Genomic DNA, 14,930 nt, shown 5'->3' on the forward strand with positions numbered 1-14,930 from the left:
TATATTGACTTGATCTTCCTTATGGCACCGCCAGATGGTTCCAGCCCCTCTTCAGTTATCAGTCGAGGAGTCCGGGAAGTACCTCAAAACAACGACATCTGCCCTGACTTAGCGAAAGCCCCTTCATGCTCCAGTAGCCATTTTTTACGCCACAGCCCACCCGCGTAACCCGTAAGTGAACCATCCGAACCGATGATCCGATGACAGGGTACCACGATCCATAAAGGATTCCGTCCATTGGCAGCTGCAACAGCACGAATCGCCTTTTCATCACCAATTTGTCGACTCAGGGTTAGATATGAACGTGTTGTGCCAAACGGAACAGTGAGCAATGCCTGCCAAACCGATTGCTGGAAGGTGGTTCCTGCCGGATTTAAGGGAAAGTCGAAGGACTGTCGCGTACCGGCAAAGTATTGCTTGAGTTGCTCGACTGCCAACTGAACTGGTTCGACCAGAACTCCTGCCGTTTCCTTTTCGTCGACGGTTATGTCTGTACAGGAAATCGAAGAAACGCCTTGCGCATCACCCATAATCCGGACCAAGCCCAGTGGCGATTCAAAAACAGTGGTGGTCATTGATGACAGTTAAAATTAGACCTCAAGATACAAAAAGAGCCCACTACCAACGCAATGGGCTCCATTTTTAGCCTGTAACCTTAAAAATTCGTTTCGCCAATTACTTGTTAACCAGCTTCAGAATTTTTCCTGACCCCAAATCACACATATAAATCTCCTTTTTCTGATCTTCTCCAAAAGCTGAGATAGCCCCCGCTCCCGACAGAAGTTCCTGATTGGTGCCTGTTTTAGTTCCATTGGGCGTCAATGCCCAAACACGGCCGCTGGCGTAGTCGGCATAAATGTACTTGCCCTTCAAGGTCGGGATCGTAGAACCCCGGTACACAACTCCACCGGTAATCGATACGTCGCCGTTGCTGTGGCTATATTGCCAGACCGGGTCAATCAAATCGGCAACATTAGTCGTACTCCCTTTCGAATTATAGTCGGCATTGGCCTCTTTGACACGCCATCCATAGTTACCACCCTTTGTAACAATATCAACCTCTTCTATTTTATCCTGACCTACGTCACCAACCCATAAACGGCCTTCCTCATCAAAGCTCATCCGCCAGGGATTTCGCAGACCGTAGGCGAAAATCTCTTCGCGGTAACCATTGGCATTCCCTTTGAATGGATTGTCAGCGGGAATACCATAATTTCCTTTTGCCGTACTGTTCACATCGAGCCGCAGAATTTTCCCTAACCAGCTGGCGCGGTTCTGCCCGTTGTTTTGCGGGTCTCCCCCGCTGCCGCCATCACCCGTCGAAACATATAAATAGCCATCGGGGCCGAAAAGGGTTTTTCCCCCATTATGGTTTGAATAGGGCTGCTCGAATCGGAACAGAATGACCTCCGAGGCAGGATCGACTTGTGAAGCCGTTGCTGACGACGCTTTGAAGCGGCTTACTACTGTTTCGCGGGGATTGCTTTTGGTATAGTTTACATAAAAGAACCCATTCTGCTTAAAATCGGGATGAAAGGCCAAGCCTAATAAACCCATTTCGCCACCCGACGCCACTTTGTTCTTGATATCCAGATACGTACCAGCCGTAGCGGTATTAGCGTCGTTATCGAAGACCCGAATACGGCCCTCCTGCTCAATCACAAAAACACGATTAGTGCCGTCATTGGCATAGGTATATTCGACAGGTGAAGAAAACGTGAGTTTCGGATACGCATTGACCACCTTAGCCGTTACTGTTCCGGAGTTAGTACCCGAAGAGCCCGGCGACATTGAGTTTGATTCCTTACCGGACTGACAGGCATAGGCAACCAACCAGGCGACACCCGACGTTGCCGCCAGTGAAATCATAAACGCAATGATTGTTTTACTGAACATGATGAGTTGATTCATTTGATTACTTATTTATTCATGCAAATGAAGTTCCAATAAATGCCTCCGAACTTTGCGGCCCGCTTTTTGTTTAAAAATCATAGATTCTTTTGTTTTTAAACGTGCTACTCACACGCTTAACGAATAAACAACCTGTGTAGTGTTTCTACAGAACGGGGTAAATATTCTACCGCCAGATGATCTGATCATCTAACGCAAGTATACAGATACAGAGCAACATGACAACTGAAACAACTACCTTCCTTGACCACCTGCAAACTCAACGGGCCCTCTATCGGTATAAACTTCCGTCGCGGCCAGATGCGGGACGATTTATTGATCAACTCATGCGACTGTTGTTTCCTGTTACGCAGGACTGCAAGTCCGTTTCGCAACATGTAGAGGAAACCTACCACCACCTGAATGAACAGTTGGTGTGCCTTTTGCGACCACTGGAACGCAACTTAAGCGAAAGCCCGGAAATCATTACCGAACGCTTTTTCGATCAGTTACCCCGCATTTATGATAATTTACTTTTCGATGCCCATGCCATCGCGGATAATGACCCTGCAGCGGTTGGCATCGAAGAAGTCGTAGCCGTTTACCCTGGCTTTTATACCATTTCGGTGTACCGAATTGCGCACGAATTACTGAAGCTAAACGTCCCCCTCCTGCCCCGTATGCTGACTGAATATGCACACGGGCAAACAGGGATTGATATTCACCCGGGAGCTCAGATTGGCAAATCATTTTTCATTGATCACGGCACCGGTGTTGTCATTGGTGAAACAACGATCATTGGCGACAACGTCAAGATCTACCAGGGGGTTACCCTGGGGGCCACGTATGTAGCGAAATCCATGGCCCAGAAAAAACGACACCCAACGATTGAAAACAACGTGGTGATTTACGCCAACGCAACAATTCTGGGCGGTCATACTATTGTGGGGCACGACTCGGTCATTGGTGGTAACGTATGGCTGACAAGCAGTGTCGAAGCACACTCGCTTGTTTTCCACCAGCATCAGACCGACGTCCGCACCAAATCGCTCGAAACCACCGAACCCATTAATTTTGTTATATAATCTAAGTAGTAAGTGAGTAAGTTACCAGGTAGTAAGTGGCTGACGCCCCAGCATTATGTTTGCGTCAGCCACTTACTACTTGGTAACTTACTCACTTACTACTTGACCTCTTACAATTATGAAAGCTACCTCCATTCTCGACACGATTGGCAACACCCCCCTTGTACGTATTAATCGACTTTTTCCGGGTTATGAAGTCTGGACCAAGCTGGAGCGGGCGAACCCCGGTGCCAGCATAAAGGACCGGATCGCGCTGGCCATGATCGAAGATGCGGAAGCCAAAGGATTACTCACGTCCGATAGTACCATTATTGAACCCACCTCCGGAAATACCGGGATTGGCCTGGCGATGGTTGCGGCTGTAAAAGGGTACAAAATTATTCTGGTGATGCCGGAATCAATGAGTATAGAACGGCGTAAAATCATGGCCGCTTATGGTGCTGAATTCGACCTGACACCCCGCGAGAAAGGCATGAAAGGAGCCATTGAACGGGCACACGAATTAGTTGCCCAAACGCCCGGTGCCTGGATGCCCCAACAGTTCGAAAACCAGGCGAATATCGATATTCACGTTAAAACGACGGCGCAGGAAATCCTGGCCGACTTTCCCGATGGTTTCGATGTGCTGATCACAGGTGTCGGAACGGGCGGGCATATCACGGCCGTTGGACAGGTTCTAAAACAGACGTTCCCCAATTTAAAAGTCTATGCGGTAGAACCCGAACTGTCGCCGGTCATTAGTGGTGGTGCCCCCGGTCCCCACCCTATTCAGGGCATTGGGGCGGGCTTCATCCCTCAAAACTTGCATACCGATATTCTCGATGGGGCCATTCAGGTAAGCAAAGACGAAGCCTACGAAATGGCGCGCCGGTCGGCGCGGGAAGAAGGTACATTCGTCGGTGTTTCATCGGGTGCCTCGCTAGCCGCTATTGCCAAAAAGTTACCTGACCTGGCCCCCGGCAGCCGGATTCTGACATTCTGCTACGACACCGGCGAACGCTATCTGTCCATAGAAGGTCTTTATTAGTTCTTTGTATAGTGGGTTATTAGTGAATGGGTTATTGGCGGTCTGTTTATCTTTCGGCAATAACTTATTCACTAATAACCTTTTCCTTTTTTATCCATTTTTCACTTATCACTACTCAACTCTATGATCAGACAATCTCCCACATATCGTATTATAAAAGACACCGTTTTTATTATTGCTGGCGTCCTCAGCGCTGGCATGGGCATAAAAGGTTTTTTGTTATCAAGTCATTTTATTGATGGGGGAGTCACCGGTGTGTCGATGCTGCTGGCTTCACTCCTTCCCTTTCCCCTGCCGATTTGGCTTTTGGTTATCAACTTACCTTTTATTGGGTTGGGATACCGACAGTTTGGCCGACCGTTTGCTTTTAAAAGTACGCTGGCTATTATGGGTCTTTCGATTAGTCTGGCCGTTGTTCCCTACCCTGATGTCACCCCGGATCTTTTATTGACAGCGGTTTTCGGTGGTTTTTTTATCGGCGCCGGTATTGGCCTGGCTATGCGGGGCGGAGCTGTGTTGGATGGGACGGAAATTGCAGCGTTGCTGATCAGCCGGAGTAGCCCAATTTTAAAGGTGAGCGACGTTATTTTAGTACTTAACGTACTCATTTTCGGGGCTGCGGCTTTTTTCCTGGGCATCAACCCCGCTCTTTATTCAATGATCACCTATTTCGCAGCCTCCAAAACAGTTGATTTTTTAATTCACGGTATCGAGGAATACACGGCCATTCTAATCGTTTCAAAACAGAATGAGCTGATAAGAGACCAAATTATCGAACGCGGCTGGGGCGTCACCATTTTGAAAGCACAGGGTGGCTACGGTAAACATGGAAGCCACCTTGAGGTCGACAGTGTTTTATATACGGTCATAACTCGACTTGAAATTAGCCGGTTGCGCACCCTCGTGCTGAATCTAGACCCAAAAGCCTTTATTATTCAACACAGCGTTGATGACGTGGCGGGAGGTAAAGTAAAGAGCTTACCCATGCACTAATGCTTTGATTTCAGGGGAATCCTATAAGCTACAGTTTACGGGCAAACTCTTCAATGGTTGTTTCGGGTTTGCCCAACTCTGCCCACGTTCTTTCTGCCTCGAAGACTTCATGGTACTTATTGATGGCTTCGGTGATGTGCCAGCCATAGTTGGCCTGAGCAGAAAATGAACGTCCAAGTTTCATCAGAAAGGAAGGCGCTGTTATAACAGCCAGCTTCTCCGTTCTGTATGCAGCGACAAAACGTTCGGCAGCCTCATGCTGGGTGATGGCTTGCGGTCCCTGAATCACGTATTCCTGAGGCTGCCCATCCCCTGCCAGTCGAAACGCCTGTGCCACCTGCTTTCCGTAATCATGGGCTGATATGTACCAGGGTTTAACATCGGAACGGCCAACGAGCAGGACAAAACGCCCCAGCCGTTGTGTGGCGTTCAGGGACTCCATGAAGCAGGATGGATAGAAGAGGCTATAAGCAATGCCGGACTCTTTGATAAGCTGGACAGCACGTTGTTTAATGTCAAATACCCACCAGCGGAAGCCGTTCGTGCCCTGATACCGCATGATAATTGACGACAGGTACCCAATCCGGCGAACACCCGCCCGGCGGGCCGCTTCAATCAGGTTGACGATGCCCCCGGCTTCGGTATGGAAATCATCTTTTTTCTCGTTTTGCCTAACGGACAGATTCAGATACACCAGATCAACACCCGTTAGCGCACCGACCAGGCTGTCCACCTCTTGAATATCACCGGAAACAACTTCAACGGCGGGGAATTTCCGGCGTGCTTTCTCAACATCACGGGCAATGATGCGGACAGCAAATCCAGCCTGAATTAGTGCGTGGGCGACGGGTTCGCCTAACATACCCGTTGCGCCGATGATGGCAATGTGCATGCAGTATAGCGGGCTTTATGCCGCTACTAAAAGAAAAAGGGGGCTAAAGCCCGCACTACGACTACCTTAATTCCCGGACAAAACGTCGCATTGTTTCGCGGTATATCTGCTCGGATTGATCAAGAGGCTGTTCATCTTTCAGCAGCATTGCCAGCATGATCGTGCCGTGCGACACTGACCACCACTGAAAATACAAGCGCTTTATGCTTTCTTCTGATTTGGGAATAAACGAGAAAATCGCTTCGCGAACGATGCGGCTTACGGCCTGCATTGTTTCAGATTGATAAACGGGCATGGTACAAAAGGCTCCGTCAAGATTGAACATCACCTGGTAGATTTCCGGTTGATGGCGGGCAAACTCCCATTGAACCAGTGAAATTTCGTAGAGCCGCTTTTCAGGATCGCGGTATAGTTTAAGGATGCGCTCGTATTCCTGGTACAGGTGGCAGAAACCCTCACTGCGAATTTCATCCAACAAAATGTCCTTGCTGCTGAAATATTCGTATACAATTGGTGCACTGTATTCGATAGCGTCAGCTATTTTTCGAATCGAAACAGCCTGCCAGCCTTCCCTACGGGCTATAGCCTTGGCCGTTTTTATGATACCGGAACGGGTTTGCTCTCGACTACGTGGCTTGCGTTCGATGGTTTCCATAAATTTTCAGGTAATCAGTCGTCAGTTAACGGTGTTAAATCGCCTGAAAACTACGTATTTACGTGGAAATAATGTAATATTTCTTAAAAAAGTTAAACAATTACCAAAGCAAATCACATAGAAGATTGATTTACAATGTTTTATATTACTATAAGTTACATATTTTCAAGTTTACTATTCGAATTGCGTTTTATTTTAATCAAATTTTATCCGCTAATAGCCAAACGCCTTCATCACCCAAAGCAAATGGATCACCCTCAATGGTCCCATAACAATCGATAACCCGTAACCCTGCTTCAGAAAATAATCTGCGAAGTTCAGCCAGGGTATACACAAAATGCTGAGCGATACGGGTTTGCGTTTCACCAGCCCGCACGTAGGTCAGATGGGAGTCGATGCGACTCTCGAGCGGGTGGTATTCATTTTCAACCAAAAACAGTATAGGCTCCTCGCCTTCAGCGGCTACGGGCTGCCAGTTCCGGGCCTGATAGTCTGGCAGGACAGACTCCGCAATCATCTCAGAATGAGCCAGTAATCGGCCACCGGGTTTTAGTAGCCGGGCTATTCGTTGCAGAAAAGCAAGCATATCGGGCCGGGGGAAGAAACTGAAACTGTTGCCCAGACAATAGGCCGCATCGAACGACGAAGCCTTACCAATCTCCGACTCAGGCATAGCCAGGAAATCTGCGGAAATAGCCGTTAGCGACATCTTTTCAGCCTTTGCCCTGGCGGTCAGCTCAGCGATGTATTCATCCGAAATATCGACACACGTCACCCGGGCACCCATCCGGGCCAGCGGCAACGCGTGCCGACCATAGCCACAAAAGATATCCAGTACCCGATCATCCGGGCCGAAGTCCAGCGTTTCAACGAGTAGTTCGAGGTCAAGCTGGGTTTGCTCTTCAGTTTGCGCGGCTTTCCACGCTGCCTGCGGCAATCCGTAAAAAAAATTAGTGTACCAGGCCATTTTAAATGATAGAATGGGTGAATGATAGATTCAGTGAGTAGCGTATGAATAGCGTCAGAAAACAACTTCCACTATTTATTCACTCATTCTATCATTCACCCACTTAGAATTATATTTTTGCCAGCGCTTCCTGGATAGCCTGAAAACTAGGGACATCGCCAGCGCTTTCGAGAACTTCGGCGTACTGAATTTTCCCCTCTTTGTCGACGACAAAAGCTGAACGCTTGCTGACACCTTTCAAATTCATCACGAAGGTTTCGTAATAGGAATCGTAAGCCTGCGATACTTCTTTATTAAAGTCAGACAGCAGATCGAAGGGCAGGTTCTGCTCTTCTTTAAACTTGGCGAGGGTAAACGGCGAGTCCACAGATATACCCAATATTTCGGCATTGAGACTCGAATAGGTACTGATATTATCGCGCATCTCGCAAAGCTCGGCCGTACAGACGCTGGTAAAGGCCATTGGGAAAAAGAGAATGACGACATTCTTTCCACTAAAATCGCCCAGCGATACTTCTTTTTTATCGCTGTTAAATAGGGTAAAATCGGGGGCTTTCTGACCGGGGGTTAGCATAGTTTGTTTGTAAAAGGGTACGTACTCGGTTGTTAATTCGACGTTAAATTCAGTCAGAAAATCGCTTCTGAAAGGCTAAATTCCGAAAAAGAACAGGGAAAACAAGTTCTTTTTCCATTCTGAAGTTTATCCGTTGCGCCAATGCAATTGAAGGTTCATAAATTGCAGGCGGTATGGGCAGCCTCTGGTTTTTCAAAAAAGAGTATAAATGACCACGTATGTACTATATACCCTATACGGTCTGGTACCAAAACTGAATCATTGACCATTTCTTAAATGCAACATTATTGGGGAATTGACCTGGGCGGCACCAAGATCGAAGGTGTTATTTTATCAGCCCCCTCACCCGACGCCGTCATTATTCGCAAACGTATTGACACGGAAGCTCATGTAGGGTACGATCATATCATGAGTCAGATCCTTAAGCTCGTTGATATGCTGAAAGCCGAAACGGGCCTACAACCCGAACGCATTGGTTTTGGAACACCCGGAACCTTTGACCCCGCCCGGCAGTGGATGAAAAATTGCAATACGACGGTCCTGAATGGGAAGCCTATGAAACAGGACCTGGCCCGCTTGCTCAAGGTGCCGGTTGCCGTGGCCAATGATGCCAATTGCTTTGCGCTGGCCGAGTCGACAATGGGTATTGTTCCTGATGTTGTGCCTGATTTCCAAACCGTTTTCGGCGTTATTATGGGCACCGGCGTTGGCGGTGGAGTTGTTATCCGTGGGCGGGATGGTGTGCCTTTCGTACTCAACGGGTTACAGGGTATCGGGGGCGAATGGGGGCATAATATCCTTGAAGAAAATGGACATGCCTGTTATTGCGGCAAACGAGGCTGCAACGAGCAGGTAATTTCGGGTCCAGCTTTGCAACGCTATTACAAGCAGGTGAGCGGAGAGGAGCGCACGATGAAAGAAATTATGGACCGGTATCAGGAAGGAAATGACCTGGTCGCCAGCCAGACGGTCAACCGAATGCTGGAGTACTTCGGCCGGGCTGTTTCGGTGATCATTAACATCCTTGATCCCGATGCCATTGTTCTGGGCGGTGGTGTTGGCAATGTCGATCTGCTGTACACAGAAGGTGTGGAACGCGCTAAAAAATACGTATTCAACAGCCGTGAAATCAACACGCGTTTTCTAAAGCCCAAACTAGGCGACAGCGCCGGCGTATTTGGAGCAGCGTTGTTGTGAAAAAGTAGTAAGTAATAAGTGGTCAAGTAGTAAGTGGCTGACGTGCGAGTTTTGCTTACGCGTCAGCCACTTACTACTTGACCACTTATTACTTACTACTTTAAAACTTACCTCGGCCGGCGGGCACCTCCCCCCTGGGCGGGTTGCTGCTGGGGTTGGTCGCCACCGCCTTCACCACTCTTAATATCGTCGTTGTTGACTGATTTTTTCTGACGCTGTGGCGAATCAAAACTGAGCTTACCAAGCTTGTAGCTGAAGTTTACCCGAACACCGGCGTTATACAGGTTCGTTGTCGTACTTTGCGCAAAGATGGGCGAAGATGACTCCGAATTAATGGTGAAGGGGCTGTTCAGGAAGTTCTCAGCCGCGATACCAAAGCTGCCACGCTTGTCTTTCAGATCTTTCTTCAGACCGATGCTGTAAAAAGCAAAACCGCCCTGGTACCCTTGCAGCTGTACCTGCCGACCCCGAATAAATCCGAAACCCTGCACACCCCAGCCGTTTTTTAACGTCAGGTTCGAGAAGAAACGACCCGTTATTACCCAGCCCGAATTAGTTGCGTTGTACACTGATCCGGCGTTGTTGTTCGTCAGATGTGCGTAGTAGAGATCGAAGCCACCACCAACCTGCCATTTCGAGAAGAAGGTAGCGTTACCAAATACGTTTGTTCCATAGGCCGATTCCTGCCCGATGTTCAGGTACGTTGTCTGGATAGCCTGTGCCAGTGTGGGGTTGGTTACCTGCCCGGCACCCGTTGTGATCGTATCGCGAACGCTGGTGATCGAATTGTTTGTCTGACGGGCAAAGAGCGCTACGTTCAGGTAAACACTTTTGATATACGCACTGGTGCTTAACTCCAGGTTGTCGGTCAATTCGGGCGACAGCAACGGGTTTCCTTTCGTGATGTTCGTAGGGTTCGAAACGTTCACGTTCGGGTTAAGAAACTGGATACCCGGACGCTGTAACCGGCGGTTATACGCCAGCTTCACCGTTTTACCACCCCCCAGCGACTTCGAGATGTTTATACTCGGCACCAGATTGCTGTAGCTTGGAATGCCCAGATCTTTTCCGGCCGCACCACCCTGCTCACCGGGTTGATTCTGGCTGTAATTGGCGTTGATCGTCGTGTGTTCCAGGCGTGTACCTGCTTTGATGGTGTACTTGTTTTTAGTAGTCAGCGTGTACGACACATAACCGGCTCCAATGCTCTGGTCATAATTGAGCGTATTGGGCGAGCGTGTTGGATCTGTCACCAGCTCGCCCGACCCGGCACCTACCCGGTAACTGAATGCACTTTCTACCTGCCGGAAAATCCCTTTGCCGCCGAACTCCAACATCTGGTTCTTACCAATCGGTGTCTGGTAATCTCCCTGAATGGTCGACTCCTGATTGTAGCTGTTGTTCAGGTTCTGCAGGCGGGATGTAATCGTCGAGAAATCGGCATTACTTAAAATATCGGCGGTGAAATCATTATTCCGGTTATTGCGGCTATACTGTGCCGAAACACTTAATTCCTGCTGTGGCTTGAACGTACGCGTGTAATCAACGTTGGCATCGACCGTTCCCGACAGGTCTTTGGTCAATACATTCCGGTCCGACACAATTGGAAAGTAAGAACTGGGTGAAATCGTGCGGGTCAGAAAGTTAATCTGGTTCTGAAAATTGTTCCGGGCTCCATACCGCAGGCTGGCGGTAATAGAACTCGTCTTGCTGATGTCGTAGTCCCATCCTAACGTATACTGACCGAATAAACCGTGGTTACGCGTATCGGCGGTCTGGTTAGTCGTTGTGGTGCCTTTGCTGCTGAAAGTTTGCTGGGTGTTGGCAAACTGGCCAACAACATTGTAGTTTGCCCGACCGAAGCCACTCAGGCTGAAGCCCATCTTGCCCGTCCGTAAGTTCCCGTTCAGGCCCAGGTTGCTACCCCGGTTTCCGACACCCGAGTCGACGTTGAGCGTGAAGCCCTGTAAGGTCGTTTTCTTGGTGATGATATTGATGATACCGGCAGAACCTTCGGCATCGTATTTGGCGGATGGGCTGGTGATGACCTCAACCGTTTTAATCATATCAGCCGGAATCTGTTTTAAGGCATCGGCCACGCTACTGGCAACAATGGTAGAGGGTTTGTTATTGATTAATACCCGCACGTTGCTGCTTCCCCGCAAGCTCACGTTACCATCCAGATCGACAGACAGCAGCGGTACTTTACGCATCACATCGGTCGCATCGCCCCCTTTCGCCGTGATGTCTTTGTCGGCGTTGTAAACCAGCCGGTCCACTTTTTCTTCTACCAGCGACGCTTGTCCGACCACTTCAACCTCTTTCAGGGTGCGCACATCGGCACCGAGTTTAATAGCACCCAGGTTGATATCGCCTTTCCGATCGAGTTTAACGCTTGATATGGTTTTGTTGCGGTAGCCAACAAAGGAAATCAGGAGTTGAAAATCGCCCTGCGGTAATTTGTTCAGGGTAAATTTGCCTTTTTCATCGGCAACCGTTCCGTCAATTGGCTTTTTTGTTTGGGCATTGATCAGGGCGATACTGGCAAACTCAACAGGTTTGCCCGTTGTCGAGTCGGTGACCACGCCGGTCAGTTTAGCATTGCCTCGGGGCGTATTGTCCGTCGATGTACCCGGAATGGCGACTGCTGGCTGCTGGGCACCACCGCCGGGCATACCCGGAAACTGCGCTAACACCAGCCTGGGAGCCGTTAGCAAAGCAGAGCCAATACAAAAGGACAGTATTATTTTTTTCATATTCAGGTTGTAAACAATTTTAGACCGTTACATTAAATGTGCCAACTTGGGATAGTTACACAAATAAGGCTTCATGCATCAAAATTGAGGACAAATTTCCTGATATAATCTAATTATACACAAACGGGCTACTGCTTGTACAAACGGGTGCGACTACTTAACTGAATAACTGAGGGTTATTACTCAATTCCGGGTAATCGGCCCGTTCAAGTACCTCAGGAACATCGCTCGGTTCAGATCTGGATGTTATCCGTTTGCTGATACTGTAGCTATGCATATTTTTGGCAGGATAAGGATAAGCTAATAAAGCCAATGCGTCTTTTTCCGAGAGATCTTCGTGTAGCCAGGTATGTTCGGCCTCGGGTGTTAAGACACAGGGCATCCGTTTTTTTGAATTATGAATTGCCGCCAGCAGCGAGTTGGCGTCCGTCGTTAATAACGTATAGGTAGGCATCAATTCGCCCGTTTCGGGGTCGGGCCACTCATCCCACAAACCCGCAATGGAGCTAATTTTCTGATCGCTGGCCGTAATATAAAATGGGTATTTTTTACTGCCTTGTGAATACCATTCAAAAAAACCGGTAACGGGAATCAGACAACGTTTACCCGCCTGTGCTGCCCCCCGAAAAGACGGTTTTTCATAGATCGTTTCGGACCGGGCATTAATCGTTTTTGTCCGGATATCAGCCGCTTCATCCTTCGACCGGGCCCAGCGGGGAATCAGCCCCCAGTGAATGAGCTGAAGTTTGCCCGGCTCCTGCCGGGTTACAATGGGCCAGGCGGGAAGATTGTAGGCATTGGCATGATAAACCGGTTGAAAATTAGTCGTAGGTGGCAACACAGCCTCGTAACGGGCCTCCAGCTCGTCGGCCTTGACATTGAGTGATTTATGAAAACACATACGTGTATCGAGTCTAGATAGTCCTGGTCATTCAGGTATTAAACGGGCAAATACCGGTACTGGTTATTCCATTTCAATACTTTACCAATACCTTTCCAGAACAAACAATAAAAGTATACCACTCGTTTACCAGCCAACACATGGCTCCTTTGCCCCGTCTATTCGAATGACTTCAACCAATTCATCGGCCAAACCAATTCCTTCCCTTACCGATCTTGAACAAACCAGCTGGCAACAATTGGAATCGGTTCTTAACGAAGCAAATAAAGAAACCCTCGCTCCCGGTTTTAAAACAATGGTGGTAGCCTCACGAACCGAAGCCGGGGCCAATGCCCGCACCGTTGTTCTCCGAAAAGTTGATCGGTCCCAAAAGTACATCTGGTTTCACACCGATGTTCGGGCGGCTAAGGTCATGCAGTTCGAAGCCTTCCCAAACGCTACGCTGCTGTTTTGGGATGAGACACTACGGACGCAGCTGCGGCTAACCGTCGAAACGCGTCTTCACTCGACCGATTACGTTGCCGATGAACACTGGAAAACCGTTGGCATGGCCAGTCGTAAGAATTACCTCTCGGAAGTGGAACCCGGCAGCGAACAATCCGGCCCCTATCCAGGCTTTCCGTCTCACTTCGGCGCGAATCTCCCCACAGCGGAGGAAAGTGAAGCCGGACGGCCCAATTTTGCCGTTATAGAATGTCGCGTACTGACCATGGATTATTTACGACTGAGCCGTGAAGGTCAGCTACGGGCCTTGTTTTATTACGAGCCCGAGTCGAAAATGGTATGGCTGGCGCCCTGAACGCTGGTTCAGGAAATGTCCAGTACGGTGAACTGCTCAAAGGCAACGTCGAACCCATTTCCATCAGGAGCAGCCGCCATCAGGCCAATCTGCACCGATACATCCGGCGGGAAATAGGCAAGTCGCAGCATCTGATACGTAAAATCGTCGAACGAATAATCAATGCGCACAGAATCTCCCTGACGCGTCAGCCGTAGGTAAATAGACTCCGGGTTGTGCGTTTGCGGGCTAACCGACCAGTCTGAAACCTGTCGCGTAACCACAGCACTCACATTCTGTAATTCGTCGACATACTCGATTCCGGTTTTAATCCAGTTCTCCTCATCGAGTCGAATCATTAACCCGGCCTGATCGTACAGGGCCTTGTACTGCCCCGTTACTTTCACGCTGGCCACGAAGTCACCGGCCTGCTCTCTATAATAAAAATGTCCCGAATCGCGAATGAAATCGTAATGCGTGATGCGCCAGTAATCGGTACCGCCCTCCACGCGCATGAACCGGCTATCCTTATCTTCCGACCAGATAGCCGGTTTGTTATACCAAATCATAGAGCTTTCTTTTAGTATGAACGTTAAGAAGAATCATTAGGCAAGCCGGAGCTGTCAAACTTAGTTGGTAAAAATACAGCTGGTTGCAGACATTTGGTAACCTGGCGAGTTAAGACATGGCTAACCTTTACTCATTACCCATGCCAGCCAACGACCGCGCGTTCAATTACGACCTTGATTACCGGAACCTTAACCTTCGCGAACAACCCGAACTCTATCGCGTTGGAAAAGGCGAAATGGGTGTTTTGCTGGTGAGGCCTTACAAAGACGAAATTCTGCCCTACTGGCGATTCAAAACACCGGAGATAGCGCGAGAGTCGTCCGAAAAAATTTACCAGCTGTTCCAGGATTACAAAGAAAAAGGGGACTTCATCGGTATGGATATGGCCAGGAAGTTTCTTCAAATGGGCTACACACGAGCCAGGCGTTACGCCAACCACCGAACCGGCCAAAAGTATGATGGCCCCGTGCCTGACGACAAAAAAGGTCAATCCGGTGCCCACGGACGCGATCAGCTTCCCCGACAGGAAGATCCCGTCAAAGCCGAGTCGGCCCGGATATTTTACGGCAAGTACCTGGAAGCGCGTGAAGACGAGCAATACAAGAAACTCAGGAAGGAATGGCAGGAGAAATACGGCTAGTTCCC

General features: G+C 49.0%; 15 protein-coding genes. 6 read left to right on the forward strand and 9 right to left on the reverse strand.

All coding sequences use genetic code 11. The features are described from left to right. Positions 1 to 83 precede the first annotated feature (83 nt). Both ACYVK4_RS18080 and ACYVK4_RS18085 read right to left on the reverse strand, forming a co-directional pair. Positions 84 to 575 (reverse strand): methylated-DNA--[protein]-cysteine S-methyltransferase, encoded by a 492-nt coding sequence (locus ACYVK4_RS18080; protein ID WP_461128924.1) that lies wholly within the window; start codon positions 573 to 575, stop codon positions 84 to 86. A 100-nt stretch (positions 576 to 675) separates the two neighbouring features. Beyond that, positions 676 to 1,911 (reverse strand): PQQ-dependent sugar dehydrogenase, encoded by a 1,236-nt coding sequence (locus tag ACYVK4_RS18085; RefSeq protein WP_461128925.1) that lies wholly within the window; start codon positions 1,909 to 1,911, stop codon positions 676 to 678. Positions 1,912 to 2,129: 218 nt separating this feature from the next. Here ACYVK4_RS18085 and ACYVK4_RS18090 point away from each other — a divergent pair, with 218 nt between their 5' ends. The 3 genes from ACYVK4_RS18090 (at position 2,130) to ACYVK4_RS18100 (ending at position 4,995) form a co-directional block, all read left to right on the forward strand. After that, positions 2,130 to 2,975, forward strand: a complete 846-nt coding sequence (locus tag ACYVK4_RS18090; protein ID WP_461128926.1) for a serine O-acetyltransferase — start codon at positions 2,130 to 2,132, stop codon at positions 2,973 to 2,975. Positions 2,976 to 3,093: 118 nt separating this feature from the next. Continuing rightward, positions 3,094 to 4,002: a cysteine synthase A gene (gene cysK, locus ACYVK4_RS18095; RefSeq protein ID WP_461128927.1), complete on the forward strand. Its 909-nt coding sequence runs from the start codon at positions 3,094 to 3,096 to the stop codon at positions 4,000 to 4,002. A gap of 123 nt (positions 4,003 to 4,125) precedes the next feature. Then, complete coding sequence (locus ACYVK4_RS18100; protein ID WP_461128928.1) at positions 4,126 to 4,995, forward strand: YitT family protein; 870 nt, start codon at positions 4,126 to 4,128, stop codon at positions 4,993 to 4,995. Between the two features lie 28 nt (positions 4,996 to 5,023). On the opposite strand, the gene ACYVK4_RS18105 is transcribed toward ACYVK4_RS18100, so the two are convergent. From ACYVK4_RS18105 to ACYVK4_RS18120, 4 genes are all read right to left on the reverse strand, one after another. After that, on the reverse strand, positions 5,024 to 5,887 hold the full coding sequence (locus tag ACYVK4_RS18105; protein ID WP_461128929.1) for an SDR family oxidoreductase: 864 nt from the start codon (positions 5,885 to 5,887) through the stop codon (positions 5,024 to 5,026). A gap of 61 nt (positions 5,888 to 5,948) precedes the next feature. Then, a complete protein-coding gene (locus ACYVK4_RS18110; protein ID WP_461128930.1) occupies positions 5,949 to 6,542 on the reverse strand; it encodes a TetR/AcrR family transcriptional regulator in 594 nt (197 codons plus the stop codon). A gap of 199 nt (positions 6,543 to 6,741) precedes the next feature. Further along, on the reverse strand, positions 6,742 to 7,509 hold the full coding sequence (locus tag ACYVK4_RS18115) for a methyltransferase domain-containing protein (protein WP_461128931.1): 768 nt from the start codon (positions 7,507 to 7,509) through the stop codon (positions 6,742 to 6,744). Between the two features lie 109 nt (positions 7,510 to 7,618). Next, positions 7,619 to 8,083, reverse strand: a complete 465-nt coding sequence (locus tag ACYVK4_RS18120) for a redoxin domain-containing protein (protein ID WP_461128932.1) — start codon at positions 8,081 to 8,083, stop codon at positions 7,619 to 7,621. 276 nt (positions 8,084 to 8,359) lie between these two features. Between ACYVK4_RS18120 and ACYVK4_RS18125 the strand changes: the two genes are divergently transcribed. After that, entirely contained in the window at positions 8,360 to 9,280 is a 921-nt protein-coding gene (locus tag ACYVK4_RS18125) for an ROK family protein (RefSeq protein ID WP_461128933.1), read from the forward strand. Between the two features lie 107 nt (positions 9,281 to 9,387). Here the strand turns inward: ACYVK4_RS18125 and ACYVK4_RS18130 are convergent, their stop codons facing one another. Beyond that, positions 9,388 to 12,036, reverse strand: coding sequence for a TonB-dependent receptor (locus ACYVK4_RS18130; RefSeq protein ID WP_461128934.1), 2,649 nt, complete (start codon positions 12,034 to 12,036; stop codon positions 9,388 to 9,390). Between the two features lie 157 nt (positions 12,037 to 12,193). After that, positions 12,194 to 12,937 carry an SOS response-associated peptidase gene (locus tag ACYVK4_RS18135; protein WP_461128935.1) on the reverse strand — a complete coding sequence of 248 codons (744 nt, stop codon included), beginning with the start codon at positions 12,935 to 12,937 and terminating at the stop codon, positions 12,194 to 12,196. 166 nt (positions 12,938 to 13,103) lie between these two features. Between ACYVK4_RS18135 and ACYVK4_RS18140 the strand changes: the two genes are divergently transcribed. Continuing rightward, a complete protein-coding gene (locus ACYVK4_RS18140) occupies positions 13,104 to 13,736 on the forward strand; it encodes a pyridoxamine 5'-phosphate oxidase family protein (protein WP_461128936.1) in 633 nt (210 codons plus the stop codon). An 8-nt stretch (positions 13,737 to 13,744) separates the two neighbouring features. Here ACYVK4_RS18140 and ACYVK4_RS18145 read toward each other — a convergent pair whose 3' ends face one another. Then, the gene (locus ACYVK4_RS18145; RefSeq protein ID WP_461128937.1) at positions 13,745 to 14,284 is read right to left on the reverse strand and encodes a DUF1349 domain-containing protein; all 540 of its coding nucleotides are present in this window, start codon (positions 14,282 to 14,284) and stop codon (positions 13,745 to 13,747) included. A gap of 140 nt (positions 14,285 to 14,424) precedes the next feature. Between ACYVK4_RS18145 and ACYVK4_RS18150 the strand changes: the two genes are divergently transcribed. Continuing rightward, the gene (locus tag ACYVK4_RS18150; RefSeq protein WP_461129615.1) at positions 14,425 to 14,925 is read left to right on the forward strand and encodes a DUF4385 domain-containing protein; all 501 of its coding nucleotides are present in this window, start codon (positions 14,425 to 14,427) and stop codon (positions 14,923 to 14,925) included. Positions 14,926 to 14,930: the final 5 nt, after the last annotated feature.

It is taken from the genome of Spirosoma aerophilum, assembly GCF_054782495.1.

Excerpts from the sequence above, each read along its gene's own strand:
- ACYVK4_RS18085 (WP_461128925.1), bottom strand. The coding sequence starts at position 1,911 with ATGAATCAACTCATCATGTTCAGTAAAACAATCATTGCGTTTATGATT.
- ACYVK4_RS18125 (WP_461128933.1), top strand. The coding sequence starts at position 8,360 with ATGCAACATTATTGGGGAATTGACCTGGGCGGCACCAAGATCGAAGGT.
- ACYVK4_RS18150 (WP_461129615.1), top strand. The coding sequence starts at position 14,425 with ATGCCAGCCAACGACCGCGCGTTCAATTACGACCTTGATTACCGGAAC.
- ACYVK4_RS18090 (WP_461128926.1), top strand. The coding sequence starts at position 2,130 with ATGACAACTGAAACAACTACCTTCCTTGACCACCTGCAAACTCAACGG.
- ACYVK4_RS18145 (WP_461128937.1), bottom strand. The coding sequence starts at position 14,284 with ATGATTTGGTATAACAAACCGGCTATCTGGTCGGAAGATAAGGATAGC.
- ACYVK4_RS18115 (WP_461128931.1), bottom strand. The coding sequence starts at position 7,509 with ATGGCCTGGTACACTAATTTTTTTTACGGATTGCCGCAGGCAGCGTGG.
- ACYVK4_RS18135 (WP_461128935.1), bottom strand. The coding sequence starts at position 12,937 with ATGTGTTTTCATAAATCACTCAATGTCAAGGCCGACGAGCTGGAGGCC.
- ACYVK4_RS18140 (WP_461128936.1), top strand. The coding sequence starts at position 13,104 with ATGACTTCAACCAATTCATCGGCCAAACCAATTCCTTCCCTTACCGAT.
- ACYVK4_RS18110 (WP_461128930.1), bottom strand. The coding sequence starts at position 6,542 with ATGGAAACCATCGAACGCAAGCCACGTAGTCGAGAGCAAACCCGTTCC.
- ACYVK4_RS18130 (WP_461128934.1), bottom strand. The coding sequence starts at position 12,036 with ATGAAAAAAATAATACTGTCCTTTTGTATTGGCTCTGCTTTGCTAACG.
- cysK (WP_461128927.1), top strand. The coding sequence starts at position 3,094 with ATGAAAGCTACCTCCATTCTCGACACGATTGGCAACACCCCCCTTGTA.
- ACYVK4_RS18100 (WP_461128928.1), top strand. The coding sequence starts at position 4,126 with ATGATCAGACAATCTCCCACATATCGTATTATAAAAGACACCGTTTTT.
- ACYVK4_RS18120 (WP_461128932.1), bottom strand. The coding sequence starts at position 8,083 with ATGCTAACCCCCGGTCAGAAAGCCCCCGATTTTACCCTATTTAACAGC.
- ACYVK4_RS18080 (WP_461128924.1), bottom strand. The coding sequence starts at position 575 with ATGACCACCACTGTTTTTGAATCGCCACTGGGCTTGGTCCGGATTATG.
- ACYVK4_RS18105 (WP_461128929.1), bottom strand. The coding sequence starts at position 5,887 with ATGCACATTGCCATCATCGGCGCAACGGGTATGTTAGGCGAACCCGTC.